Annotated in this window: 20 protein-coding genes, 1 tRNA gene and 1 pseudogene; 13 read left to right on the plus strand and 9 right to left on the minus strand. The window is 70.1% G+C overall.

Features of this window, described 5'->3' with window-relative positions:
* The first annotated feature begins 112 nt into the window (after window positions 1-112).
* The 5 genes from OG245_RS08220 to OG245_RS08240 all read left to right on the plus strand — a co-directional run bounded on the left by OG245_RS08220 (window position 113) and on the right by OG245_RS08240 (window position 5,865).
* Complete coding sequence (locus OG245_RS08220) at window positions 113-1,327, plus strand: branched-chain amino acid ABC transporter substrate-binding protein (protein ID WP_371627838.1); 1,215 nt, start codon at window positions 113-115, stop codon at window positions 1,325-1,327.
* Between the two features lie 114 nt (window positions 1,328-1,441).
* Window positions 1,442-2,371 carry a branched-chain amino acid ABC transporter permease gene (locus tag OG245_RS08225; RefSeq protein WP_371622864.1) on the plus strand — a complete coding sequence of 310 codons (930 nt, stop codon included), beginning with the start codon at window positions 1,442-1,444 and terminating at the stop codon, window positions 2,369-2,371.
* Entirely contained in the window at window positions 2,371-4,218 is a 1,848-nt protein-coding gene (locus OG245_RS08230; RefSeq protein WP_371622865.1) for a branched-chain amino acid ABC transporter permease, read from the plus strand. The genes OG245_RS08225 and OG245_RS08230 overlap by 1 nt, the downstream gene beginning before the upstream one ends.
* 4 nt (window positions 4,219-4,222) lie before the next feature.
* Window positions 4,223-5,152 carry an ABC transporter ATP-binding protein gene (locus OG245_RS08235; protein ID WP_371622866.1) on the plus strand — a complete coding sequence of 310 codons (930 nt, stop codon included), beginning with the start codon at window positions 4,223-4,225 and terminating at the stop codon, window positions 5,150-5,152.
* A complete protein-coding gene (locus OG245_RS08240; RefSeq protein WP_371622867.1) occupies window positions 5,149-5,865 on the plus strand; it encodes an ABC transporter ATP-binding protein in 717 nt (238 codons plus the stop codon). The genes OG245_RS08235 and OG245_RS08240 overlap by 4 nt, the downstream gene beginning before the upstream one ends.
* 77 nt (window positions 5,866-5,942) lie before the next feature.
* Here the strand turns inward: OG245_RS08240 and OG245_RS08245 are convergent, their stop codons facing one another.
* Window positions 5,943-6,599: an ANTAR domain-containing response regulator gene (locus OG245_RS08245; RefSeq protein WP_003969810.1), complete on the minus strand. Its 657-nt coding sequence runs from the start codon at window positions 6,597-6,599 to the stop codon at window positions 5,943-5,945.
* A 94-nt stretch (window positions 6,600-6,693) separates the two neighbouring features.
* On the opposite strand from OG245_RS08245, the gene OG245_RS08250 reads away from it, so the two are divergent.
* A tRNA-Leu gene (locus tag OG245_RS08250) sits at window positions 6,694-6,780 on the plus strand.
* Window positions 6,781-6,862: 82 nt separating this feature from the next.
* A pseudogene (locus OG245_RS08255) lies at window positions 6,863-7,651 on the plus strand (helix-turn-helix domain-containing protein).
* 6 nt (window positions 7,652-7,657) lie between these two features.
* On the opposite strand, the gene pyk reads toward OG245_RS08255, so the two are convergent.
* A complete protein-coding gene (pyk, locus tag OG245_RS08260) occupies window positions 7,658-9,097 on the minus strand; it encodes a pyruvate kinase (protein WP_371622868.1) in 1,440 nt (479 codons plus the stop codon).
* A gap of 120 nt (window positions 9,098-9,217) precedes the next feature.
* Window positions 9,218-9,934, minus strand: a complete 717-nt coding sequence (locus OG245_RS08265) for an SIMPL domain-containing protein (RefSeq protein WP_371622869.1) — start codon at window positions 9,932-9,934, stop codon at window positions 9,218-9,220.
* A 140-nt stretch (window positions 9,935-10,074) separates the two neighbouring features.
* On the opposite strand from OG245_RS08265, the gene OG245_RS08270 reads away from it, so the two are divergent.
* The 3 genes from OG245_RS08270 to OG245_RS08280 all read left to right on the plus strand — a co-directional run bounded on the left by OG245_RS08270 (window position 10,075) and on the right by OG245_RS08280 (window position 13,040).
* The gene (locus tag OG245_RS08270; RefSeq protein WP_371627839.1) at window positions 10,075-11,895 is read left to right on the plus strand and encodes a bifunctional UDP-sugar hydrolase/5'-nucleotidase; all 1,821 of its coding nucleotides are present in this window, start codon (window positions 10,075-10,077) and stop codon (window positions 11,893-11,895) included.
* 348 nt (window positions 11,896-12,243) lie between these two features.
* The gene (locus tag OG245_RS08275; RefSeq protein ID WP_371627840.1) at window positions 12,244-12,726 is read left to right on the plus strand and encodes a DUF6232 family protein; all 483 of its coding nucleotides are present in this window, start codon (window positions 12,244-12,246) and stop codon (window positions 12,724-12,726) included.
* Complete coding sequence (locus OG245_RS08280) at window positions 12,723-13,040, plus strand: hypothetical protein (protein ID WP_371622870.1); 318 nt, start codon at window positions 12,723-12,725, stop codon at window positions 13,038-13,040. Before OG245_RS08275 ends, OG245_RS08280 begins: the two co-directional genes overlap by 4 nt.
* A 187-nt stretch (window positions 13,041-13,227) precedes the next feature.
* Here the strand turns inward: OG245_RS08280 and OG245_RS08285 are convergent, their stop codons facing one another.
* The 3 genes from OG245_RS08285 to pepN all read right to left on the minus strand — a co-directional run bounded on the left by OG245_RS08285 (window position 13,228) and on the right by pepN (window position 19,379).
* A complete protein-coding gene (locus tag OG245_RS08285; RefSeq protein WP_371622871.1) occupies window positions 13,228-14,655 on the minus strand; it encodes a lysine N(6)-hydroxylase/L-ornithine N(5)-oxygenase family protein in 1,428 nt (475 codons plus the stop codon).
* On the minus strand, window positions 14,652-16,091 hold the full coding sequence (locus OG245_RS08290) for an aspartate aminotransferase family protein (protein ID WP_371622872.1): 1,440 nt from the start codon (window positions 16,089-16,091) through the stop codon (window positions 14,652-14,654). The genes OG245_RS08285 and OG245_RS08290 overlap by 4 nt, the downstream gene beginning before the upstream one ends.
* Window positions 16,092-16,790: 699 nt before the next feature.
* On the minus strand, window positions 16,791-19,379 hold the full coding sequence (gene pepN / locus OG245_RS08295) for an aminopeptidase N (RefSeq protein WP_371622873.1): 2,589 nt from the start codon (window positions 19,377-19,379) through the stop codon (window positions 16,791-16,793).
* 277 nt (window positions 19,380-19,656) lie between these two features.
* On the opposite strand from pepN, the gene OG245_RS08300 reads away from it, so the two are divergent.
* Window positions 19,657-20,625: an MIP/aquaporin family protein gene (locus OG245_RS08300; protein ID WP_371622874.1), complete on the plus strand. Its 969-nt coding sequence runs from the start codon at window positions 19,657-19,659 to the stop codon at window positions 20,623-20,625.
* Here OG245_RS08300 and OG245_RS08305 read toward each other — a convergent pair.
* Both OG245_RS08305 and OG245_RS08310 read right to left on the minus strand, forming a co-directional pair.
* A complete protein-coding gene (locus OG245_RS08305) occupies window positions 20,546-20,884 on the minus strand; it encodes a chorismate mutase (RefSeq protein ID WP_371622875.1) in 339 nt (112 codons plus the stop codon). The two genes, OG245_RS08300 and OG245_RS08305, sit on opposite strands and share 80 nt — an antisense overlap.
* A 66-nt stretch (window positions 20,885-20,950) precedes the next feature.
* Entirely contained in the window at window positions 20,951-21,829 is an 879-nt protein-coding gene (locus tag OG245_RS08310; protein WP_371622876.1) for a helix-turn-helix domain-containing protein, read from the minus strand.
* A 249-nt stretch (window positions 21,830-22,078) separates the two neighbouring features.
* Here OG245_RS08310 and OG245_RS08315 point away from each other — a divergent pair, with 249 nt between their 5' ends.
* Window positions 22,079-23,953 carry a beta-galactosidase family protein gene (locus OG245_RS08315; RefSeq protein ID WP_371622877.1) on the plus strand — a complete coding sequence of 625 codons (1,875 nt, stop codon included), beginning with the start codon at window positions 22,079-22,081 and terminating at the stop codon, window positions 23,951-23,953.
* A gap of 45 nt (window positions 23,954-23,998) precedes the next feature.
* On the opposite strand, the gene OG245_RS08320 is transcribed toward OG245_RS08315, so the two are convergent.
* Entirely contained in the window at window positions 23,999-24,766 is a 768-nt protein-coding gene (locus OG245_RS08320) for a trypsin-like serine protease (RefSeq protein WP_371622878.1), read from the minus strand.
* A 440-nt stretch (window positions 24,767-25,206) separates the two neighbouring features.
* Between OG245_RS08320 and OG245_RS08325 the strand changes: the two genes are divergently transcribed.
* On the plus strand, window positions 25,207-26,109 hold the full coding sequence (locus OG245_RS08325; RefSeq protein WP_371622879.1) for a hypothetical protein: 903 nt from the start codon (window positions 25,207-25,209) through the stop codon (window positions 26,107-26,109).
* Window positions 26,110-26,113 lie beyond the last annotated feature (4 nt).

The raw sequence follows: 26,113 nt of genomic DNA on the forward strand, positions 1-26,113 counted from the left end.
GGCGCGTCTGCTGCACGGCCCTGTACCAACCCAGTACGGCCCGGCGATCGTCACGGCACCTCAAGCAGAGGAGGCCGCGCCAGGGAAAGGACCTTTCGTGCGACACCGTTCTTTGCTCATACTCACCGCAGTGCTCACCACCGGAGCACTCACCCTCACCGCCTGCGGTTCGCGCGACGACAGCAAGAACAGCGGCGGCGGCGACGGCGGCAACCAGACGGTCGTCATCGGCCTCGACGCCCCGCTCACCGGCGACCTGTCCGCCCTCGGCCTCGGCATCAAGAACTCCGCCGACCTCGCCGTCAAGACGGCGAACAAGGAAAAGACCGTCCCCGGCATCACCTTCAAGCTGGAAGCACTCGACGACCAGGCCCAGCCCTCCGTCGGCCAGCAGAACGCCGTCAAGCTCATCGACACCAAAGAGGTCCTCGGTGTCGTCGGCCCGCTGAACTCCGGCGTCGCCCAGTCGATGCAGAAGCCGCTCAACGACGCCAAGCTCACCCAGGTCTCCCCAGCCAACACCGGCACCGAGCTGACCCAGGGCAACGCCTGGAAGGCCGGCGACAAGAAGCGCCCCTACGCGTCCTACTTCCGCACCGCCACCACGGACCAGATCCAGGGCGCCTTCGCGGCCAAGTACCTCTTCGAGACCGCGAAGATCAAGGACGTCTACCTCATCGACGACCAGAAGCCCTACGGCGCCGGACTCGCCGCCTCCTTCAAGGCCACGTTCACCGAGCTCGGCGGCAAGATCGTCGGCACCGACCACGTGAACCCCGAGGACCGCGACTTCAACTCCGTCGCCACCAAGGTCAAGAGCTCCAAGGCCAAGGCCGTCTACTACGGCGGCGAGTACCCCGCCGGCGCCCCGCTGAGCCAGCAGATCAAGGACAGCGTCAAGATCCCCTTCATGGGCGGCGACGGCATGTACAGCGCCGACTTCATCAAGCTCAACAAGAAGGCCGAAGGCGACATCGCCACCTCCGTCGGCAAGCCCGTCGAGGAGCTGGAGTCCGCCAAGAAGTTCATCGCGGACTACAAGACGGCCGGCTACAAGGACGCCTACGAGGCCTACGGCGGCGGCACCTACGACGCCACCTGGTCCATCATCGAGGCCGTCAAGATCGTCGCCGCCGAGAACGACGGCAAGATCCCCGCTGAGGACGGCCGCGCCAAGGTCCTCGAAGCCATGGCCAAGGTCAAGTTCGAGGGCGTCACCGGCCCCGTCTCCTTCGACGAGTTCGGCGACACCACCAACACCCTGATGACCGCCTACCAGGTCACCGGCGGCAAGTGGGTCTCCAAGATCAGCGGCACCGTCGAGTAACCACCGGCCGGGCACCGCCCCCGCCACCACCACACAAAGCAACCAGACCGCGCGGGAGCGCTACGAGCCCTCCCGCGCGGTGCCATATCCGAACCACTCCACGGAGGCCCTGCGGTGAACGAACTGCCGCAACAGCTGGCCAATGGACTCATCCTCGGCGCGATGTACGGTCTCATCGCGATCGGTTACACGATGGTCTACGGAATCATCCAGCTCATCAACTTCGCGCACGGCGAGATCTTCATGATCGGGGGCTTCGGAGCCCTCACGGTCTACCTCGGGCTTCCGTCCGGATTCTCCCTCATAGCCGCGATACCCCTCATGATCGTCGGCGGCGTCATAGCCGCCGTCGCCATCAGCATGGCCGCCGAGCGCTTCGCCTACCGGCCCCTGCGCGGCGGACCACGCCTGGCACCACTCATCACGGCCATCGGGCTCTCCCTCGCCCTCCAGCAAGCGGTGTGGATGTGGTACCCCGACGCCACCAAGGACCGCTCCTTCCCCCAGTTCGAAGGCGAAGCCTTCGACATCCTCGGCGCCACCATCCAGCGCGGCGACATCTTCGTCCTCGTCGTGGCCCCCCTGTGCATGCTCGCCCTCGGACTCTTCGTCTCCAAGACCCGGTCCGGCCGCGGCATGCAGGCCACCTCCCAGGACCCCGACACCGCCAAGCTCATGGGCATCAACACCGACCGCATCATCGTCATGGCCTTCGCCATCGGTGCCGCGTTCGCCGCCGTCGCCGCCGTCGCCTACGGGCTCAAGAACGGCCAGATCGGCTTCCGCATGGGCTTCATCATGGGCCTCAAGGCCTTCACCGCGGCCGTCCTCGGCGGCATCGGCAACATCTACGGCGCCATGCTCGGCGGCATCGTCCTCGGCGTCGCCGAAGCCCTCGCCACCGGCTACATGAGCGAAGTCCCCGGCATGGAACTCTTCGGCGGCGGCGCCTGGAAGGACGTGTGGGCCTTCGCGCTCCTCATCATCGTCCTCCTCGTACGCCCCCAGGGCCTGCTCGGCGAACGCGTCGCGGATCGGGCGTGATGACCATGACGATCAACACCACCGAGACCACCCCGGTCATCCCCGTCCCCACCACAGCCGCCCGCGCGGCCACCGTCGCCGGTGCCGCGCTCACGGTCGTCTCCACCTTCCTCGCCTGGACCTACACCGACGCCTTCCCCGGCGACCTCACCGTCTACGGATACCCCGGCGGCCTCCAGGTCCTCACCCTCATCAGCGCACTGCTGACCCTCCTCTTCGCCACCGCCGGCTACGGCGTACGAGGACTCGGCTGGCTCAATCCCGCCGGCGGCAACAACTCCACCTTCTTCGTCGCCCTCGGCACCTTCGCCACCACCTGGTTCACCACCATCGCCATCGCCGCGGAACTCGGCGGACTGGCCAACCTCGAACCCGGCGGCTTCGTCGCCATGGCGGCCTCACTCCTCACGGTGATCGCCTCCCTCGGCCTGCCGCTCGACCGGCACACCAAGGAATCCCAGCCCCAGTTCAGCTGGCCCGCCTTCATCGGCCTCACCATCGTCACCGGGCTGATCACCTACCCGCTCTGGCGCTACATCCGCCTCGGCCCCAACCCCCGCGAGATCCGGCGCGCCAAGGAACTCCCCAACTGGGCCGAGATCCTCATCATCGCCGGAGCCTTCGGCGTCGCCCTCCACGTCTTCACGTACGGCATCGACACCGAGTACGCCGAACTCTTCATCGGCTACATCATCAGCGTCGCGTTCGGCTTCACCGCCCTCACCCGGGCCGGGCTCATCGCCCGCATCACCCGGCTGACCACGAAGCACCGCAACGTCACACTCGCCGCCGCACTCATCGCGGCGTTCTGCTTCCCCTTCACCCAGCAGAACGAGCAGTACGCCCTCATCGGCGCGAACATCCTCATCTTCGCGACCGTCGCGCTCGGCCTCAACGTCGTCGTCGGCCTCGCCGGCCTCCTCGACCTCGGATACGTCGCCTTCCTCGGCGTCGGCGCCTACGCCGCCGCCCTGGTCTCCGGCTCCCCGCTCTCCCCGGTCGGCGTCCAGTTCCCCTTCTGGGCCGCCGTCCTCACGGGCGCCGCGGCCTCCCTGGTCTTCGGCGTCGTCATCGGCGCCCCGACCCTGCGACTGCGCGGCGACTACCTCGCCATCGTCACCCTCGGATTCGGTGAGATCTTCCGGCTCACCGTCAACGCCCTCAACGGCGTCAGCGGACCGGACCTCACCAACGGCTCCCAGGGCATCCCGAGCATCCCCGACCTCAACCTCTTCGGCTTCGACTTCGGCGTCAGCCACGACATCGCCGGATTCACCCTCGGCAGGTCGGCCAACTACTACCTGCTGATGCTCGTCTTCACCGCCGTCGTCGTCCTGGTCTTCCGACGCTCCGGAGAATCCCGCATCGGCCGCGCCTGGGTCGCCATCCGCGAGGACGAGACCGCCGCCACCGCCATGGGCATCAACGCCTTCCGGCTCAAGCTGCTCGCCTTCGCCCTCGGCGCCACCCTCGCCGGACTCGCCGGTACCGTCCAGGCCCACGTCTCCTACACCGTGACGCCCGAGCAGTACCAGTTCGCCGGCTCGGTGCCCCCGAACTCCGCCTTCCTCCTCGCCGCCGTCATCCTCGGCGGCATGGGAACCCTCAGCGGACCCCTCGTCGGCGCCGCACTGCTCTACCTCATCCCGGCCAAGCTGCAGTTCATGCAGGACTACCAGCTCTTCCTCTTCGGCATCGCGCTCATCCTCCTGATGCGCTTCCGCCCCGAAGGGCTCGTCGCCGACCGCAGGAAGCAGCTCGAATTCCACGAGACCGGCCAACTCGACGTCCCACCGGACGTCCCACTCACCGACCAGGCCGCCGGCACCACGAAGGCGGGGGCGTGACCACATGACCACCACGACGACCACCCCGGCCAACCCTGCCACCACGGTCCTCGACGCCAGCGGCGTCACCATGCGGTTCGGCGGACTCACCGCCGTACGCGACGTCGACCTCACCGTCAACAGCGGAGAGATCGTCGGTCTCATCGGCCCCAACGGCGCCGGCAAGACCACCTTCTTCAACTGCCTCACCGGCCTCTACATCCCCACCGAGGGCAAGGTCAGCTACAAGGGCACCGTCCTGCCGCCCAAGCCCCACCTCGTCACCAAGGCCGGCATCGCCCGCACCTTCCAGAACATCCGGCTCTTCTCCAACATGACCGTCCTGGAGAACGTCCTCGTCGGACGCCACACCCGGACCAAGGAAGGCCTCTGGTCGGCCCTCCTGCGCCTCCCCGGCTACCACAAGGCAGAAGACGCCAGCCGCGAACGCGCCATGGAACTCCTGGAGTTCATCGGCCTCCAGGACAAGGCCGACCACCTCGCGCGCAACCTCCCCTACGGAGACCAGCGCAAGCTCGAAATCGCCCGCGCGCTGGCCAGCGACCCCGGGCTCCTCCTCCTGGACGAGCCCACCGCAGGCATGAACCCCCAGGAAACCCGCGTCACCGAAGAACTCATCTTCGCCATCCGGGACCAAGGCGTCGCCGTCCTCGTCATCGAGCACGACATGCGGTTCATCTTCAACCTCTGCGACCGCGTCGCCTGCCTCGTCCAGGGCGAGAAACTCGTCGAGGGCACCCCCGGCGACGTCCAGGCCGACGAACGCGTCGTCGCCGCCTACCTCGGCACCCCCTTCGAAGGCGCCCCCGGCGCCGACGAGGTCGCCGAGGTCGAAGCGGCGGAGGCCCACGCCGGAACCACCACCCGCACCGCCACCCCGGCGAAGGACACCACGCCCGACACCACCAGCACCGATGAGGAGGGCACCCGATGACCGCACTGCTAGAGGTCGAAGACCTCCGGGTCGCCTACGGCAAGATCGAAGCGGTCAAGGGCATCTCCTTCACCGTCGACGCCGGCCAGGTCGTCACCCTCATCGGCACCAACGGCGCGGGCAAGACCACCACGCTGCGCACCCTCTCCGGACTGCTCAAGCCGCTCAGCGGCCGCATCCTCTTCGAGGGCAAGCCGCTGGCCAACATCCCCGCCCACAAGATCGTCTCCCTGGGCATCGCCCACTCCCCCGAGGGCCGCCACATCTTCCCCCGGCTGACGATCACCGAGAACCTCCTCCTCGGCGCCTACCTCCGCAACGACAAGGCAGGCATCGAGAAGGACGTCCAGCGCGCCTACGACCTCTTCCCCATCCTCGGGGAACGCCGGAAGCAGGCCGCGGGCACCCTCTCGGGCGGAGAACAGCAGATGCTCGCCATGGGACGCGCCATGATGTCCCAGCCCAAGCTGCTCATGCTCGACGAGCCCTCGATGGGACTCTCCCCGATCATGATGCAGAAGATCATGGAGACCATCGTCGAGCTCAAGGCGTCGGGCACCACGATCCTGCTCGTCGAGCAGAACGCCCAGGCCGCCCTGTCCCTCGCGGACCAGGGTCACGTCATGGAGGTCGGCAAGATCGTCCTCTCCGGCCCGGGCTCGGACCTGCTCCACGACGAGTCGGTCCGCAAGGCCTACCTCGGCGAGGACTGACGCCCCTGCCGTACGCGAGAGGCCCGCACCCCGATCCTCCGGGGTGCGGGCCTCTCGTCCTCGTTCCGTGTACGCGGCTACTCGGCCGACTTCTTCTTCTCCTCGGCGTCCTCGATCAGCGCCTCCGCCAGCTGCTGCATCGACATCCGGCGGTCCATCGACGTCTTCTGGATCCACCGGAAGGCGGCCGGCTCGGAGAGCCCGTAATCCGTCTGCAGGATGCTCTTGGCCCGGTCCACCAGCTTCCGGGTCTCCAGCCGCTGGGAGAGGTCCGCGATCTCGCTCTCCAGTGCCTTCAGCTCCGCGAACCGGGAGACGGCCATCTCGATGGCCGGCACCACGTCGCTCTTGCTGAACGGCTTCACGAGGTACGCCATGGCCCCGGCGTCCCGGGCCCGCTCGACGAGGTCGCGCTGCGAGAACGCGGTGAGCATGAGGACCGGGGCGATGGACTCCTCGGCGATCTTCTCGGCGGCGGAGATGCCGTCGAGGACCGGCATCTTCACATCCAGGATGACGAGGTCCGGCTTGTGCTCCCGGGCCAGCTCGACGGCCTGCTGCCCGTCGCCCGCCTCACCGACCACGGAGTAACCCTCCTCCTCCAGCATCTCCTTGAGGTCGAGGCGGATGAGGGCCTCGTCCTCGGCGATGACGACGCGGGTCGTCAGCGGCGGGACGTGCGACTTGTCGTCGTCGACGGCGTCTACGGGCTGGGGCGACTCGGGGGTGGTCACGGGGCTCCTTGATTCAGGGCAGGCACTGCTGCGAAGCAGCCTACCTACCTGCTGCCGCCTTCTGTCACCAGGTACACTGCTGATCGGCCACCACGCCGGGTTGGCGCAATTGGTTGACGCGGAGGTCTCAAACACCTCTGTCCGAGAGGACATGTGGGTTCGAATCCCATACCCGGCACCACCCTGCGAAGCGGATGTTCACTTTCGCGTGAACATTCGCTTTTCGCTGTCCAGGGCCGACTCTCTCCACCAAGAGTGGATGAATGAACGCGCACAGCACTGAGGTACGTCAGAAGGCCCTCACGCTCCTCCGGAGCGGTACCGGGAATGCCGAAGTGGCCCGTCGGCTGAACGTGCCGCACGGCACCGTCTCCTACTGGCTGCACATGGACCGTTCCAAGCGTGGTGAATGCCCTGGGGCGCACGACCCGTCCTGCCACCGATGCGACGGCACAGAACTCGACAAGCCCGCCTATGCGTATCTGCTCGGGCTCTACCTGGGCGACGGCCATATCAGCCGCTACTCGGCCCATCGGGCACCGAGCCTCATGATCACGCTGGATGACACATGGCCCGGCATCCAGGACGAGGCAGAGAAAGCGTTACGCAGGACCTTCCCGGACAACGCCACGTGACGGGTCCGCAGGACCGGCTGCCACAACATCAAGGTGTACTCGAAGCACCTCGTCTGCTACTTCCCGCAGCACGGTCCGGGCAGGAAACACGAGCGCGAGATCGCCCTGGAGCCCTGGCAGCAGAGGATCGTCGACACGCATCCCTGGCAGCTCGTCCGAGGCCTCATCCATTCCGACGGCTGTCGGCTCACCAACTGGACCACACGCGTGGTCGGCGGCGAACGCAAGCGCTACGAATACCCCCGGTACTGGTTCACCAACGCCTCCGACGACATCCGCCGCCTCTACACCGACACCCTCGACGCGCTCGGCATCACCTGGACGCACTGCACGCGCGCGGGCAAGCCCTACAACATCTCCGTAGCCCGACGGGCATCCGTAGCCCTCATGGATGCGCACGTCGGGCCGAAATACTGAGCCGCCCTACTTCGGGCTGTCGTCCTCGCCGATGTGGTGGACGCGGACCAGGTTCGTGGAGCCCGCGACGCCCGGCGGGGAGCCGGCGGTGATCACGACCACGTCGCCCTTCTTGCAGCGGCCGATGCGCAGCAGCTCCTCGTCGACCTGGGCGACCATCGCGTCCGTGGAGTCGACGTGCGGGCCGAGGAAGGTCTCGACGCCCCAGGTGAGGTTGAGCTGGGCGCGGGTGGCCTCGTCGGGGGTGAAGGCGAGGAGCGGGATGGGTGAGCGGTAGCGGGAGAGGCGCTTGACGGTGTCGCCGCTCTGGGTGAAGGCGACGAGGAACTTCGCGTCGAGGAAGTCGCCCATCTCGGCGGCGGCCCTCGCGACGGCGCCGCCCTGGGTGCGGGGCTTGTTGCGCTCGGTGAGGGGCGGGAGGCCCTTGGCGAGGAGGTCTTCCTCGGCGGCCTCGACGATGCGGGACATGGTGCGGACGGTCTCGATGGCGTACTTGCCGACGCTGGTCTCGCCGGAGAGCATGACCGCGTCGGTGCCGTCGATGACGGCGTTGGCGACGTCGGAGGCCTCGGCGCGGGTGGGGCGGGAGTTGTCGATCATCGAGTCGAGCATCTGGGTGGCGACGATGACCGGTTTGGCGTTGCGCCGGGCGAGCTTGATGGCGCGCTTCTGGACGATCGGGACCTGTTCCAGGGGCATTTCGACGCCGAGGTCGCCGCGGGCGACCATGATGCCGTCGAAGGCGGCGACGATGTCGTCGATGTTGTCGACGGCCTGGGGCTTCTCGACCTTGGCGATGACGGGGAGGCGGCGGTTCTCCTCGTCCATGACGCGGTGGACGTCGTCGATGTCGCGTCCGGTGCGGACGAAGGACAGGGCGATGATGTCGGCGCCGATGCGCAGGGCCCAGCGGAGGTCGTCGATGTCCTTCTCGGAGAGGGCGGGGACGGAGACGGCGACGCCGGGGAGGTTGAGTCCCTTGTTGTCGGAGACCATGCCGCCTTCGATGACGGTGGTGTGGACGCGGGGGCCTTCGACGCCGGTGACTTCGAGGGTGACGCGGCCGTCGTCGACGAGGATGCGTTCGCCGGCGGTGACGTCGGCGGCGAGTCCGTCGTAGGTGGTGCCGCAGATGTCGCCGGTGCCCTGTCCTTCGAGGGGTTCGACGGTGATGGTGAAGGTGTCGCCGCGTTCAAGGAGTACGGGGCCTTCGCGGAAGCGTCCGAGGCGGATCTTCGGGCCTTGAAGGTCGGCGAGGATGCCGACGTTGCGGCCGGTTTCCTCGGAGGCTTTGCGGACGTGGTGGTAGCGCTCTTCGTGTTCGGCGTAGCTGCCGTGGCTGAGGTTGAAGCGGGCGATGTCCATTCCCGCTTCGACCAGGGCTTTGATCTGGTCGTATGTGTCGGTTGCGGGTCCCAGGGTACAAACGATTTTCGCTCGGCGCATGGTTCGAGACTAAACCTTACCTACGGGTAGGTAATTGGCTGCGAGTGACACCTCAACAACCGCTTAATGAAGGGTTGTTGACAACTGTTTAATTGTGCGGCGGGTCGCTCCGATGAGCGTTTATCCGAGGTTCGGCGGGATGAGCGTGAAGGACGCTTCGACCTGGGCGTCGATGGTCTGGCGTACGGGTTCGAGGTCGACGGGTGCGGCGTCGGTGGCGGCTTCGGTGGCTCCTGCGTAGGACCTGGCCTGGGCGGAGAAGCCGACGGGGCCCATGTGGGGGCTGCCGTGGGTGCCGGTGTCGCTGAGTTCGAGGAGGGCGCCGAGTCGGGTGTCGAGGGCTTCGGCGTATTCGCGCGCGCGCTGGAGGGCTTCCTGGACGGCTTGGCGGCGGGCGGCGGCGTGGTGGGGGGAGGTGGGGCGCAGTGCCCACCAGGGGCCGTCGACGCGGGTGAGGTCGTGGTCGGCGAGGCGGGTGACGAGTTCGCCGAGTGCGGTGAAGTCGTTGAGGGTCGCAGTGAGTTGGATGCTGCCGTGGTAGGCGCGGATGCGTTCGGCGCGGCCGTGGCGGGTGAGTTCGGGGCGGATGGTGAGGGTGCCGGTCTCCAGTTTCTCGATGGCTTCGCCGTAGGTCCTGATGTGGTCGAGGGTGGTGGTGTTGCGGTGGGTGAGGTCGTCGAGGGTGGTGCGGCGGTCGGTGCCGCGGGCGGTGAGGGTGATGGTGATGTGGGCGATCTCGGGGTCGACTTCGAGGTGGGCTTCGCCGCGGACGGTGACGTGCGGGGTGGTGGGGGTGCCGTAGGGGTGGTGGTGGGCGGGCGTGGGGGTTTCGGTCATGTGTTCACTGTGGCATGGAGGGTGGGGTGTCGTGGTGTGTGTCGCGTGGTCATCGGATCGAAACCTGCGTGGGGTGTTGTGCGTGGTGGTCCGTGGGCCAGAATCTACGCGCGTTGCCCGACTGGACGAGGAGTGAAGAGATGCCGTTGAACCGTAGGACTTTTCTGGGCCGATCGGCTGCCGCGGGCGCGGGTGCGGCGATGGCGGGCGGGACGGTCGTGGGCTCGGCCGGTGCGGCGGAGGCGAGGGGGCGGGGGCACGGTCACGGGCGTCCGGCGAAGCGGTACGCGTTCACGGTGATGGGGACGACCGATCTGCACGGGAACGTCTTCAACTGGGACTACTTCACGGACAAGGAGTACGACGACTCCGCGCACAACGATGTCGGTCTGGCGAAGATCTCGACGTTGGTGGAGCAGGTGCGCCGGGAGAAGGGCCGTCGGAACACGCTGCTGATCGACGCGGGCGACACGATTCAGGGCACGCAGTTGTCGTACTACTACGCGAAGGTCGATCCGATCACGGCGCGGCGTGGTCCGGTGCATCCGATGGCGCGGGCGATGAACGCGATCGGTTACGACGCGGCGGCTCTCGGGAACCACGAGTTCAATTACGGCATTGAGGTGCTGCGGAAATTCGAGGAGCAGTGCGACTTTCCGCTGCTCGGGGCGAATGCGCTGGATGCGCGGACGTTGCGGCCGGCGTTCGCCCCGTATGTCATCAAGCGGATGCGGACGCCGTACGGGCGTGATGTGCGGGTGGCGGTGCTGGGGCTGACGAATCCTGGTGTCGCGATCTGGGACAAGGCGAATGTGGGCGGGAGGATGGTGTTCCCGGGTCTGGAGGAGCAGGCGGCGAAGTGGGTGCCGAGGCTGCGGTCGATGGGTGCGGACGTGGTGCTGGTGTCGGCGCATTCGGGTTCTTCGGGGACGTCGTCGTGGGGTGATCAGTTGCCGTACGTGGAGAACGCCGCGGCGCTGGTGGCGGAGCGGGTGCCGGGGATCGACGCGATTCTGGTGGGGCACGCGCATGTGGAGATCGCCGAGCACTTCGTGACGAACGAGGAGACCGGGAAGCGGGTCGTGCTCTCGGAGCCGGCGAAGTGGGGTCAGCGGCTGACGCTGTTCGACTTCGATCTGGTGTGGGAGAGGGGCCGCTGGACGGTGGAGAAGGCCGGTTCGCGGGTGCTGAACTCCAACACGGTTCCGGAGGACCGGAGGGTGACGTCGCTGCTGCGGTCGGAGCACCGCAAGGTGGTGGAGTACGTCAACCAGGTCATCGGTACGTCGGTGGTGGCGATGTCGACGGCGGACGCGCCGTGGAAGGACGAGCCGATCATCGATCTGATCAACCAGGTGCAGGCGGAGACGGTGCGGGCGGCGCTGGCGGGTGGGGAGTTCGCGGCGTTGCCGGTGCTGTCGCAGGCTTCGTGCTTCTCGCGTACGGCGGGGATTCCGGCCGGTGAGGTGACGATCAAGGATGCGGCGGGGTTGTATCCGTTCGAGAACACGCTGGAGGCGCGGCTGCTCACGGGTGCGCAGCTGAAGGATTACCTGGAGTATTCGGCGCGGTATTACGTGCGGACGCCGGCGGGTGGTCCGGTGGACACGGCGAAGCTGACGAACGCGGACGGGATTCCGGACTACAACTACGACGCGGTGTCGGGGGTGACGTACGACATCGACATCGCGCAGCCGGTGGGCTCGCGGATCGTGGGGCTGTCGTTCGAGGGGAAGGCGATCGATCCGGCGGCGCGGTTCGTGTTGGCGGTGAACAACTATCGGGCGAGTGGTGGGGGGAACTTCCCGCATGTGCCGGGTGCGCGGCAGGTGTGGGCGGATTCGGACGAGATCCGGAACACGATCATCGGGTGGGTGCGGGAGAAGAGGTCGGTTGATCCGGCGGCGTTCGCTTCGGTGGGGTGGCGGCTGACGCGTGGTGGGGCGCCGGTGTTCCCGTAGCGCCGGTGTTTCCGTGACGCCGGTGTTGCCTTGCGGGGCCGTCCCACTGCCACCGCCCTCGACACGGAGACGCGGGTACAACCCGATGCGCTCACTCACCTGGAGAGTACTTCTTCCCTGCGGCTGACTGGACCCTGGAAAAGTCCCATCGTTGCAGTTCAGGAGCGCTCTCCGCCTATTTGATCAGGCCCCGGACGGACTCACTCGCGAAACGCGAGGCCCGGCGGTGCCCCCTGCCACGGCTGACGAGCCACTTGTGGTGGACCGTCCTTGGGGGGAAGCTGGTCCGTTCGGGAACACTCGGCCATCACTACGGGGGGACGAACGTTGAAAAGCGAAACGGTGGAAGTGGCGGTCAAAAGACGGGTGTTATGGATAGGCATGGAGGCGTACCCCCTGCAGAATATCGCCAGGGCATCCGCGGTGATGTACACACCCGACCGCGCCGCGGCGGTAGCGCAGTTCCTCAAGCGCATGGTTGTACTCGGCTTGTTCGCAGCGTTCTGGTCCTGGCTTCTGGGTGCGCTGAGTGCATCGACGCTTCGGACTCTCACTCTCGCTCTGTTCGGTCTGATCGCGACCGTCTCTCTCGTCAGGATGGTTCGGATACTCCTGCGGAAGACTTTCTACGCCCTGATCATCGAGACCGCCGGCGCACCGCACACCGCGCTGGTGAGCTGGTCGAATGCCGAGATCCAGCGCCTCGTGCACATGATCATGGATGCGATCAGCAACCCTGACGCCGAGTTCGCGATCCACATAGCGAAGCTGCATGTCGGGGATCGCATCACGCAGTACGGGAACCACAACACGGGGAAGGCGAGCGCATGACCGAGGGAATTCACATAGGCGACGAGGTGAACCAGTACGGCAACCACAACACGGGCGTCGTGCACCATCATTCGGCGGAGGAGTCCGTGAGCCGCCTGCAAGCGGCGGTTCTCCTGCTACGCCCGCACCTGAGCGAACACGAACTTCCCATCGTGGACGCGGGTATGCAGACGGTGGTCGCCGACGGCAACGCGGATCCGGGACGGGTGCGCCTGGCTTTGGCAAGCATCGCGGGGGTCGCCGGCGTGGTCGGCGGCGTCGGCGTCCCGGTGGTGGACGCGGTGCGCGCGGTCTTGCAGACGCTGGGCCAGTAGTGCAGCCCTCTCCGCCGTAGCGGAGCGGGCGCAGCAGGGTGGCCGGCGTTGTTGTCGGAGGCCACCGGTCCGTTCGTGTGGTGCCGGTGTTGCCGTGATCCCTTGGCGCCGGTGTTCGCGTGCGGTGGGGTGTTCGTTCGGCCCGGGTCTCCTTCGGTGGGGCCCGGGCCGTTCGTTGTGCGGGGGGCTAGACGGATTGGCTCAGGGGGACGAGGGCGTGGCCCTGGGCGGGGATTCTCGGGGGTTGGGCGGCGAGGCCGAAGGTCGTGAAGGCGGTGCGGTCGGGGAGGGGGTAGGGGTTGGCGCCGGTGAGGTTGTTGAGGATGGTGGCGCTGCGCCAGGCGGCGAGGCCGAGGTCGGGGGCGCCGACTCCGTGGGTGTGGCGTTCGGCGTTCTGTACGTAGACGTGTCCGGTGACCGCGGGGTCGAGGACGAGGCGGTACTGGTCGTCGATGCGGGGGCGGTGCGAGGCGTCGCGGCTGAGGTAGGGGCCGAGGCTGCCGAGGACGGCGTCGAGGGGGCGTTCGCGGTAGCCGGTGGCGAGGATGACGGCGTCGGTGGTGAGGCGGGAGCGGGTGCGCTGCTGGGTGTGTTCGAGGTGGAGTTCGACGCGGGTGTTGGCGACGCGTCCGGCGGTGCGGACGTGGACGCCGGGGGTGAGGGTGGCGTCGGGCCAGCCGCCGTGGAGGGTGCGGCGGTAGAGCTCGTCGTGGATGGCGGCGATGGTGTCGGCGTCGATGCCTTTGTGGAGCTGCCATTGGCGGGGGACGAGTTCGTCGCGGGCGGATTCGGGCAGCGCGTGGAAGTAGCGGCTGTAGTCGGGGGTGAAGTGTTCGAGGCCGAGTTTGGAGTACTCCATGGGGGCGAAGGCCTGGGTGCGGGCGAGCCAGTGGATTCTCTCGGCGCCTTCGGGGCGGGCGCGCAGGAGGTCGAGGAAGATCTCGGCGCCGGACTGTCCGGAGCCGATGACGGTGATGTGTTCGGCGGTGAGGAGCCGTTCGCGGTGGCGGAGGTAGTCGGCGGAGTGGAGTACGGGGACGGTTTCGGCTTCGGCGAGGGGTTTGAGGGGTTCGGGGACGAAGGGTTCGGTGCCGATGCCGAGGGCGATGTGGCGGGCGTAGGCGCGGCCGAGGGCTTCGGCTTCGCCGTCGCGGTCGATTTGGGTGAAGTCGACTTCGAAGAGGGCGCGGTCGGTGTTCCAGCGGACGGCGTCGACCTGGTGGCCGAAGTGGAGGCCGGGGAGTTGTTCGCTGACCCAGCGGCAGTAGGCGTCGTACTCGGCTCGTTGGATGTGGAAGCGCTCGGCGAAGTAGAAGGGGAAGAGCCGGTCGCGGGTGCGGAGGTAGTTGAGGAAGCTCCAGGGGCTGGCGGGGTCGGCGAGGGTGACGAGGTCGGCCAGGAAGGGGACCTGGAGGCTAGCGCCGTCGAGGAGGAGACCGGGGTGCCAGTGGAATGCGGGGCGTTGTTCGTAGAAGGTCGCGGCGAGGGGGCGGGAGTCGTCGGTGCTCGCGGGGATGTTGTGGGCGAGTGCGGCGAGGGAGAGGTTGAAGGGGCCGATGCCGATGCCGACGAGGTCGTGGGGCCGGTCGGGTGCGGGTGCGGGCCGGGCGGTCATCGCGGGGTGTCGCTTTCCGTGGGGTGGGAGGTGGCGTGGGTCGCGGCGGGCGGGTGGGTGAGGTGTTCGGTGGTGGTGTCGGTGATGAGGTCGAGGAGTGCTTGGAGGTCCTGGGGGGTGGTGTGGGGGTTGAGGAGGGTCGCTTTGAGCCAGAGGCGGCCTTCGGCGTGGGCGCGGCCGAGGACGGCGTGGCCGCGTTGGAGGAGGGTGCGGCGGACGGTGGCGACGGTGTGGTCGTCGGCGCCGGTGGGGCGGAGGAGGACGGTGCTGATGGTGGGGCGGTCGTAGAGGTCGAGTGCCGGGCTCCGGGTGACGAGGTCGGCGAGGTGGTGGGCGGTGGCGAGGGTGCGGTCGATGAGGTCGGCGAGTCCGGTGCGGCCGAGTGCCTGGAGGGTGACGGCGATCTTGAGGGCGTCGGGGCGGCGGGTGGTGCGCAGGGAGCGGCCGAGGAGGTCGGGGAGGCCGGCTTCGGTGTCGTCGTCGGCGTTGAGGTAGGGGGCGTGGTGGTGGAGGGGGGTGAGGTGGTGGTGTTCGGGTACGGCGAGGAGGCCGGCGGAGGCGGGCTGCCAGCCGAGTTTGTGCAGGTCGAGGGTGACGCTGTGGGCGCGGTCGAGGCCGTGGAGGAGGGTGCGGTGGGTGGGGCTGAAGAGGAGGGGTCCGCCGTAGGCGGCGTCGATGTGGAGTTCGGCGCCGTGGGTGGCGCAGAGGTCGGCGATGGCGTGGAGGGGGTCGATGTCGCCGGTGTCGGTGGTGCCGGCGGTGGCGACGACGAGGAGGGGGCGGTGGAGGTGGGTGAGGGCGTCGTCGAGGGCGGCGAGGTCGAGGGTGCCGGTGGGCGCGGGGACGACGACGGGTTGGGGGAGGCCGAGGAGCCAGGCGGCGCGGGTGACGCTGTGGTGGGCGTTGGCGCCGCAGATGGTCTGTACGGGGCCGTGGCGTTCGCGGGCGAGAAGCAGGGCGAGCTGGTTGGCCTCGGTGCCGCCGGTGGTGATGACGGCGTCGGGTGAGGCGGCGCGCGGGTAGATCTCGGCGGCGAGGGCGGTGGTGAGGTCGGCTTCGAGGGCGGAGGCGGCGGGGGCCTGGTCCCAGGAGTCCATGGAGGGGTTGAGGGCGCTGGCGGCGAGGTCGGCTGCTGCGGCCAGGGCGAGGGGTGGGGTGTGGAGGTGGGCGGCGCAGTGGGGGTGGGCGGGGTCCGCCGCGCCTGCGGCGAGGGCGGTGACGAGACCGCGGAGGGCGTGGTGGGGGCCGGTGCCGTGGTCGGGGATGAGGGGGTGGGTGGCGGTGCGGGTGCGGGGGGTGACGGTGTCGGGTCCGCCGGCGGGGAGGGGGCCGCTGCGGAGGGTCGCGCCGTCGTGGAGCGCGGTGAGGACGGTGTCGATGAGGGGGCGCAGGGCGGCGGGGCCTGCGGTGCCTCCGGCGAGGGGCGGGGTGGGCATGGGTGGGTGGTCCTTCGGGTGCGCGGGGGTGGACATGCCAGCTTGTCCCGGGTTTCGGGTGGCGCGGCCGAAGAGCCCAACGATCCGAACTCGAAAGGGGTACTGCTGGTGGGTGTGACCTGGCCGGAGAGGGGTGGGGTGGTAGAGGTGTGCGGTTCTGGGACGGGTGTACGTGCCCGAGGGGGCCGAGGTGGGGGGCCTGGGCGTGGGGTTCGGGGGCGGCCGGCCGGGTGGAGGCTGGGGAAGCCGGGGCTGAGGCAGCCGAGGGCTGGGGAAGCCGGGGCTGAGGCAACCGAGGGCTGGGGAAGCCGGGGCTGAGGCAGCCGAGGGCTGGGGAAGCCGGGGCTGAGGCAGCCGAGGGCTGGGGAAGATGCCCCACGGAGAAGAGTTCTGGTCAGCCGTCAGCTGTGGTGCGACGGGTTCCCGTCGTGCGGAGCGGGGCCGCGCCGGTGAGCACACCGCTGTACCGATGGACGGCGGACTTCCTCAAGACGGTGGGGCGTCCGGGCTGGACATGGACGCGGCCACGGACGCGGACAGGCCACGGACGAGAACAACAGCAGCGACGGCGGCTGATCCTCCGTACCGGCCCCGTGCGTACCGGCCCCATTCGTGCCGTCCTCGTTCGTGCCGTCCTCGGTGATCCCGTTTCGGCCGCGGGGCGGGGGCGGTTCCCGTCCCGCGGCCGTGCGCGCCTGGTCAGTCGGTCGTGGTGGGCGCGGTCCGTACGGCGAGGGCGCGGCGGAGGTCGTCGAGCTGGTCGACGAGCTTGCGGCGCAGGGCGGGGATGAGGTCCGGGTCCTCCAGGGCGCGGACGCCGATGTCGAGGCTCTCCGGGTCGACGGCGTACGCGGGGAAGGCGTAGCGTCCGGCGGCCTCGGCGATGGCGGGGCCCCGGCGGGCGGCGAGCGCGGCGGCTTCCGGGTAGAAGCGGGACACGTAACCGCCGAGGAGCTCTTCCTGTCCGGGCTGCCAGAAGCCCTGGGCGGTGGCGGTGAAGAGGTAGTTGGACAGGGTGTCGTCGGTGAACAGGGCGCCCCAGGCCGCGGCCTTGGCCTCGGGGGTGGGCAGCGCGGCGCGGCAGCGGGCGGCGCCCTCGCGGCCGGTGGCGCTGGGGTCGGCGTCCAGGGCGGCGGCGATGGCGGCCTCGTCGGTGGCGCCGAGGACGGCGAGGCGGGTGAGGATGCGCCAGCGCAGCTCGGGGTCGAGCTCGGGTCCGCCGTGGACGGTGTCCTCGTCGATCCAGCTGCGCAGGGTGTCGGGCTGGGTGGCGGCGTCGATGAAGTGGCGTACGGCGATGAGGCGGAGGCCGGGGTTGGAGCCGTCCTCGGTGCGGCGGATGAGGTCGCGGCAGAGGTCGGTGAGGGTGGCCAGGGCGGCCGGGCGGTCCGCGGGGGCGGTGTAGCGGTCGACGACCTGGCCGGCGGCGAAGGACAGGACGCCCTGGACGAGCGCGAGGTCGGTCTCGTGCGGGAGGTGCGTGCGGGCGGTCGCGAGGTAGGTGGCGGGGAGGAGTTCGGCGTCGCGGACCATGTCGCGGGCGGTGTTCCAGACGACGGCCCGGGTGAGGGCGTCGGGGATGCCGGAGAGGCTGGTCAGGACGGTGCCCCAGGAGGCGGTGTCCAGGCGGACCTTGGCGTAGGTGAGGTCGCCGTCGTTGAGGACGACGAGGGCGGGGCGGCTGCCGGGGCGGATCGTGGGCGTCCCGTCGCCGGGTACGTCGAGCTCGAAGCGGTCGCGCAGGGCGAGGTGGCCGGGGCCGCCGGCCTGGGTTCCCAGGGCGTGGTCGTAGGCGCCGACGGAGATGCGGTGGGGGCGGGAGCCGTCACGGGTGACGGCGAGGGACCAGGACTGCGCGGCGCCGTTCGGCGAGGGCTCTGCGGGCTCGGGGGCGCCGGTCTCGGCGGTGAGGGTGTCGATGCCGGTGGTGCGCAGCCACTTTTCGGCCCAGGCGTGGACGTCGCGGTCGGTGGCGGAGGCCAGGTTGTCGATGAAGTCGGCGAGGGTGGCGTTGGCGAACTTGTGGCGGGCGAAGTGGGTGTTGATGCCGGCCAGGAAGTCCTTCTCGCCGAGCCAGGCGACGAGTTGGCGCAGTGCGGAGGCGCCCTTGGCGTAGCTGATGCCGTCGAAGTTGAGGAGGGCGGACGCGGTGTCGGGGACGGCGTCGGGGTCCGGGGCGACGGGGTGGGTGGAGGGGCGCTGGTCGGCGTCGTAGCCCCAGCCCTTGCGGGCGACGCCGAAGTCGACCCAGGTGTCGGGGAAGAGGGTCTCCCCTGCTCGGGCGGTGTGGGAAGTCCGGGGAAGGGTCGCCTCGGTGAGCGTCTGGTAGCCCATGTACTCGGCGAAGGACTCGTTCAGCCAGATGTCGTCCCACCAGGTCAGGGTGACGAGGTCGCCGAACCACATGTGGGCCATCTCGTGGGCGATGACCATGGCACGGGTCTGGCGCTCGGTGTCGGTGACGGCGGAGCGGTAGACGAACTCGTCGCGGAAGGTGACGAGGCCGGGGTTCTCCATGGCGCCCGCGTTGAACTCGGGGACGAAGGCCTGGTCGTAGGAGTCGAACGGGTAGGGCTCGTCGAACTTCTCGTGGTAGCGGTCGTAGCAGGCGCGGGTGATGTCGAGGATCTCGTCGGCGTCGGCGTCCAGGTACGGGGCGAGGGAGCGGCGGCAGTGGATGCCGAAGGGCAGTCCGGCGTGTTCGGTGGTGACCGAGTGCCAGGGGCCTGCGGCGACCGCGACGAGGTAGGTGGAGACGAGGGGTGTGGCGGCGATGGTCCAGCGTCCCTCCCCCGTGTGTTCGGCGACGCCGTTGCCGAGGACGGTCCAGCCTTCGGGTGCGGTGACGTCGATGGCGAAGACGGACTTGAGGTCGGGCTGGTCGAAGGCGGCGAAGACGCGCTGGACGTCCTCCATGAACAGCTGGGTGTAGAGGTAGGTCTCGCCGTCGGTGGGGTCGGTGAAGCGGTGCATGCCCTCGCCGGTGCGGGAGTAGTGCATCGCGGCGTCGATGTGCAGTTCGTGGGGGCCGGCGGCGAGTGCGGTGAGGGGGTAGCGGTTGCCGTCGAGGAGGGCGGGGTCCAGGGGTTGTCCGTCGAGGCTGATCGAGCGCAGGGTGGCGGGCTTGACCTCGACGAAGGTGTCTCCGGCCGCGCGGGCGGTGAACCGGATGGCGGTGCGGGAGTCGAAGGTCTTCTCGCCGGTGGTGAGGTCGAGGGCGATCGTGTACCGCTCCACGTCGAGGATCTGGGCTCGGGTCTGCGCTTCGTCGCGCGTCAGTACGGACATGGCCCCATGCTGCCGTACGGGGGGCGGCGGGCGCAGGGGCGTTCTCCCTGGGCGGACGGGGCGATGCGGGCGGGGCCCTGCGCGGGAGCGTGGTGCGCTGTGCGCGGGAGCGGTGCGGGCCCTGCGCGCGGGGGCCGTGTGCGCTCCGCGCGGGTGCGCAGTGGGTGCCCTGCGCGGGAGCGGTGCGGGAAGCGGTGTGCGCCCTGCGCGGGACGGTGGGGTCTGCTGCCGCTTACCATCTCCTCGGCGCGGCACACCGAGTATCGAGGACGTCCTCATGACGCTCAGGCCTGCGCACGAACCGGTCCGTCCGAGACCTCCGGCCGGTTTCGCCGTCCCGGTGCCGAAGCCCTTGGCGCCGCCGGTCGGCGCCCTCTCCCCCGTCACGGTGCGCGCGGGGTGCGAGTTCGGGCTGACGGCGCTGCTGTTGTTCCTCGTCGTGACGGCTGTGCGCTGGCTCGTGGGGACGGGATCGCCGGTGGCGGTCGTGTTCGGCCCGCCCCTCGCCACGGCCGTCCTCGGCCTGGTGACCGGTGGGCTGCTCACCGTGTTGATGGTGTCGTCTCCCGGACGGTGTTCGGGCTGCCATCTGAATCCGGCCGTGACCCTGGCCCTGTGGCGGCTGGGCGCGTTTCCGGGCCGTGATGTCGCCCCGTACGCCGTGGCGCAGCTGGCGGGGTCGCTGGCCGGGGCGTGGTCGGCCGGGGCCCTGTGGGGTCCGGCCGCGACCGGGGACCCGGTGCGCAGCGCGTCGGTGCGGCCGGATCCGGCGTGGAGCGACGCGGCCGTGCTGGGCGCCGAGGCGGTGGTGCTGGTCGGGGTGACGGTGATGCTCGCGGTGTTCCTGTCGCGGCCGGTGGGGAGCCGGGGGCTCCCGTACGCGGTGGGGCTGACGACGGCCGTGGTCATCGCGGTGCTCGGTCGGTCGAGCGGTGGATCGGCCAATCCGGCGCGTCAGTTCGGCCCGGCGGTGCTCGCCGGGGACGTCGACCGGCTGTGGGTGTATCTGCTCGGGCCGGTCCTGGGCGCGGTGCTCGGCGCGGTGCTCGGCGCGGTGCTCGTCGACGCGGTCAGGTGCCGGAGGCGGTCGGGGGCGGGTCCCTGGGCCGGGGCCGGTCCGTGGGGCAGGGTCGGGCCATGGGCCGGGTTCGGCCCGTGGTCCGGGGTCAGTCCGTGGGCCGGTCTCCTCCGCCGTTCTCCGCTTCGTCGGCGATGCGCTCGTGGTGACGGATCACCTCGGCGATGATGAAGTTCAGCAGCTTCTCGGCGAACGCCGGGTCCAGGTTGGCGCTCTGCGCCAGCTGCCGGAGCCGGGCGATCTGTCGGGTCTCGCGGGCGGGGTCGGCGGGCGGCAGCTTGTGGTCCGCCTTGAGGCGGCCGACCTGCTGGGTGGCCTTGAAGCGCTCGGCCAGCATGTGGACGACGGCGGCGTCGATGTTGTCGATGCTCTCGCGCAGCCGGTTCAGCTCGGCCTGGACGGACGCGTCGATCTCGCTCGTACTCATGGTCAGCGAGCTTAGAGCCCCCGTGGCGCCGCCCCCCAATCGCCGGTGGGCCGTGGACCGCCGCGCTCAGGTGGTGATCGTCGGTGGGGCGTCGGGGTCGGGCACTTGGTCGCTCCAGCCGCCGGGCACACTGCGGCCCTGCTGTTCCCGGAACCGGACGGGTGCGGTGCCGACCCGGCGGGCGAAGAGCCGGGAGAAGTAGGCGGGGTCGTCGTAGCCGACCCGGCGCGCCACGGCGGCGACCGGGAGGTCGGTGGCGGCGAGGAGTTCCTTGGCCCGGCCCAGACGGATGCCCAGCAGGTAGTCCTTGGGGCTGCATCCGGCGCCGCGCCGTACGGCGGTGCGCAGTTCGGCGGGGGTCATGCCGTGCCGGGCCGCGTGCTCGGCGACGGTGAGCGGCTGGTACGCGTCGCGGGCCAGCGCCTGGAGCACCGGGTCGCCGTCGGGGCCGATGTCGGCGCGGGCGCGGCGCAGGGTGACCAGGAGTTCGTGGACGGCAGCCCCGGTCTCCACCTCCAGGAGGGGGTTGCCGCGCCGGGCGGCGCGCACGATGCGTCCGACGGCCGCGCGGGGGGCGGCGGTGTCGGTGAGGGGGACGAGGGGGCGGTCGGGCTCGATGTAGCCGAGTTCGGTGTACGTGGTGGTGGCGGGTCCGGTGAAGTCGACGAAGCTCTCGTCCCAGCCGGTGCCGGGGTCGGCACCGTAGTGGTGGGGGGTGCCGGGGGTCAGCCAGATGAGGCTGGGGCCGGTGACGGGGGTGCGGCGGCCGTCGGGGCCCTTGAACCAGCCGGTGCCGGAGTTGACGACCACGGCGACGTGGTGGTCGAGGGTGCGGGGTCCGACGGTGGGGAGCGCTCCGTGCTGGAGGCCGACGCCGAGGCAGACGAGTCCCAGGCGGTGGTGGAGCGGGCTCGGGGTGAAGAAGCGCATCCAGGTGTGGTACATCGCCGTCCTTCCTCTCCCTGCTGGTCTGCTGCTCCGTGGTGCCGATCCCGGCTGCTCCGCGACCTCGATCCCGGTAGTGCGTTGCGCCGATCCCGGCGGGTGCGTTGCGGCTGATCCCGGCTGGTCCGTTGTGTCCAATCAACAGCGATCTTTGTCCATGGACCGGGTGCGGCGCCAGAGGTGAAGGTGGTCGGACCCATCGACCCGAGGGCCGCCGGACGCGGCCGAGCACAGGAGCGTATCTGCACCATGACCGACTTCACCGTGGGGGACGACTGCTTCCGGCTCGACGGGAAGCCCGTGCGACTGCTGTCGGGCGCCCTGCACTACTTCCGGGTGCACGAGGCGCAGTGGGACCACCGGCTGGCGATGCTCGCCGCGATGGGGCTGAACTGCGTCGAGACGTATGTGCCGTGGAATCTGCACGAGCCCCGGGAGGGCGAGGTCCGGGACGTGGGGGCGCTCGGCCGGTTCCTGGACGCTGTGGAGCGGGCCGGGCTGTGGGCGATCGTGCGGCCGGGCCCGTACATCTGCGCCGAGTGGGAGAACGGCGGTCTTCCGGTGTGGGTGACGGGCCGGTTCGGGCGGCGGGTGCGGACCCGGGACGCGGAGTACCGGGCGGTGGTGGAGCGGTGGTTCCTGGAGCTGCTGCCGCAGGTGGTGCAGCGGCAGGTGTCCCGGGGCGGCCCGGTGATTCTCGTGCAGGCGGAGAACGAGTACGGGAGTTACGGCAGCGACGCGGTGTATCTGGAGTGGCTGGCGGGTCTGTTGCGGCGGTGCGGGGTGACGGTTCCCCTGTTCACGTCGGACGGCCCGGAGGACCACATGCTGACCGGTGGTTCGGTGCCGGGGCTGCTGGCGACGGCGAACTTCGGTTCGGGGGCGCGGGAGGGGTTCGAGGTGCTGCGCCGGCACCGGTCGCGGGGTCCGCTGATGTGCATGGAGTTCTGGTGCGGCTGGTTCGACCACTGGGGGGCCGAGCCGGTGCGCCGGGATCCGGAGCAGGCGGCCGGGGCGCTGCGGGAGATCCTGGAGTGCGGGGCGTCGGTGAACGTCTACATGGCGCACGGGGGGACGAACTTCGGGGGCTGGGCGGGGGCGAACCGGTCCGGCCCGCATCAGGACGAGTCGTTCCAGCCGACGGTGACGTCGTACGACTACGACGCGCCGGTCGACGAGTACGGGCGGGCCACGGAGAAGTTCCGGCTGTTCCGGGAGGTTCTGGCGGCGTACGCCGAGGGGCCGTTGCCCGCGCTGCCGCCGGAGCCGGTCGGGCTCGCCGGGCCGGTGCGGGTGGAGCTGACGGAGTGGGCCGGGCTCGGGGACGTACTGGAGGCGCTGGGCGATCCGGAGACGGAGTCGGGGGTGCCGCCGACCTTCGAGGAGCTGGGCGTGGACCGGGGCCTGGTGCGCTACCGGGTGGCGGTGCCGGGGCCGCGCCAGGCGTATCCGCTGGGGGCATCGGGGCTGCGGGACCGGGCGGTGGTGTCCGTGGACGGGGTCCGGGCCGGGGTGCTGACCGAGGAGTCCGGCACGCTGCCGGAGCCGGTGGCGGGTCCGGCGGAGGTCGAGCTGTGGGTGGAGTCGCTGGGCCGGGTCAACTACGGGCCGCGCCTCGGCGAGCCGAAGGGCGTCACGGGCGGGCTGCTGCACGAGCGGCAGTATCTGCACGGGGTACGGGCCCGGGGGCTGCGGCTGGACGCGTTCGAGAGCGCGGGCGCGGTGGCGGCGATCCCGTTCGGGCCGGTGGAGGCCGCCGCCGGGGCGGGTGACGCGGGGCGGACGGGCCTGTTCCGGGGGACGTTCACGATCGAGGGGACCACGGGCGCGTCAGCAGTTGCGACCGCCTCTGGCGCTTCCTTCGCTTCCGGCGCTGTCGGCGTTGATCACGCGGGGCTCGAACTGCCGGGCTGGACCCGCGGTTTCGTCTGGGTGAATGGATTCTGCCTGGGCCGGTACTGGTCGGTGGGCCCGCAGCGGACCCTGTACGTGCCGGGTCCGGTGCTCCGCGAGGGCGCCAACGAGGTGTGGGTGCTGGAGCTGGAGGACGCGGGCGAGCCGCGGGTGGAGCTGGGTCCGGGGGCGCCCGCGGATGCGGACGCCCCCGGGATGGTTCAGCCGTGATCACCGGCCGGACGCGCGGTGATCAGGTGGCCGGACCGGATCGGGTCAGAGCGAGTCGGCCGCGGAGGCGATGTCGCCCGCGAAGTGCGAGACCTCGGTGTAGACGCCCGGGTAGTTCGGGCGGGCGCAGCCCTGGCCCCAGCTGACGATGCCGACCTGGATCCACTCGTCGGCGTCGTCCTTGCGGAACATCGGGCCGCCGGAGTCGCCCTGGCAGCTGTCGACGCCGCCGGTGTCGAGGAGGCCGGCGCACAGCTCCTCACCGGGGACGAGGTCGCTGTAGGCGCTCTGGCAGTCGGCGTCGGAGACGAACGGGACGTCGGCCTTGAGCAGGTGGCGCTGCTGGCTGCCGCCCTCGCGGTCGGCGCCCCAGCCCGCGACGGTGAAGGTGCCCTCGTCGTAGGTGCTGTCGGTGGCGATCTTCAGGGTGGGCCGGTCGATCGGCTGGGCGAGCTTGATCAGCGCCCAGTCCTTGCCGGTGCCGTTGTAGCCGGGGGCCTGGAGGACCTTGGTGGACTGGACCTCGACGGCGTCGGGCGACTGGAGGTCGGCGACGCCGCCGGTGACGGTGATCGAGGTGTCGTTGCCCGAACCGTCCACGCAGTGCGCGGCGGTGAGGACGATGTCCTGGGCGTAGAGCGCACCGCCGCAGCCCATGGAGAGCCGGACCATGAAGGGGAACTCGCCCTGCGCGGCGCGTTCCCCGCCGACGATCGGCTGGGGGGCCGCGGAGGCGGGCTGGAGGCTGACGGTCGCGAGGGCGACGGCGGCTATGGCGACGGAACACCTTTTCAGCGCGCTCAGAAGCTTCACGGGGACCTGCTTTCGTGGGGGGATTTCGTGTGGGGGGTTGCTGTGGGAGGTTGCCGTGCCGTGTTGCGGTGCAGGAGTCCCTGTACGGAGCGCTGGGCGGTGGTCTTCCGCACAGCGGTGCCGCGTGAGGTCCTGCGGACGTACAGGCGTACGGAATTGCTGGTGTACGGGGTGCTGACGCTCGGAAGTGCGGGCGTACGGAAGTGCTGTGGGTCGCGCGGTCCGGCACGCGTGCCCCTGCCGGGTGACGGCCTCCGGCACCGAAGCCGAACTAGTCATGCACCTGACAAGAACACTCCGATTATCGGTGCCGGGTGACCGCTGCCACAAGGCACGCTTTTCGGCCAAGATCATCGGCGGGTGTCCGGAACATCCGGGACCCCCTCCCCGACCCGGCATACAGTGGAGGTCCGTCGACCGTCACGGATGGGGGTTCCGACGTGGCGAACGGCCCTCCGGGCGCCCCCGTCGTCCATGGCTTTCCGCATCTGGACACGGTCCGCTCCGCCATCACCGCGCTCTACCGCCGGCTCTCCGCGGACGGCGTCCGCGCCTACGCCACCAGCCTCCCGCCCGCCGACGCCGCCTTCGCGGACCAGGACGACCTGCACCTGGGAGCCCAACGGGTGGCCCGCTCCCTGGTCCAGCACCTCCATCTGCCCGAGGCCCGCATGATCGTCGGCTTCCGGGCGATGGAGCACGCGGCGAGCGTGGAACTGACCGCGGGCCCCGAGTACTTCATCGAGCTGAACGACCGCTTCCGCACCCACCGCAGGGACATCGGCGCGGCGCTCGCGCACGAGGTCACGCATGTGCTGCTGCACCGGCTCGGCCTGGAGTTCCCCGGCACCCGCGCCAACGAGATCCTGACCGACACGACGACGGCGTACCTCGGCGCGGGCTGGCTGCTGCTGGACGCGTTCCGGGAGGACGCCACGTCCCGCCAGAAGCTCGGCTACCTCACCCCGGAGGAGTTCGGATACGTCCTGGCCAAGCGGGCGTTCGCCTTCGGTGAGGACCCCTCCCCGTGGTTCACCAGCCCCCAGGCGTACACCGCGTACACCAAGGGGCGGGAGCGGGCGCTGCACGATCTGCGCAGGCCCCCGCTGACCGCCGCGGGCTGGGCGGGCCGTCGCCGCTACGCCAAGGACCGGCGGTATGCCCGGGACCACCCCGGCACGAGCCCGGACCCTGACCTCCCGTACGCCTTCGAGACCGGCGATCGGGGACTGCGCGTCTCCTTCCCCTGCCCCACCTGCCACCAGCGCATCCGGGTCCCCGTCCGGGGCCGGTTCACCGCGCGCTGCGGGCTGTGCCGGACCGACCTGGATTGCGACACCTGAGCAT

Origin of the sequence: Streptomyces sp. NBC_01116 (assembly GCF_041435495.1) — a bacterium.
Lineage (GTDB): Bacteria > Actinomycetota > Actinomycetes > Streptomycetales > Streptomycetaceae > Streptomyces.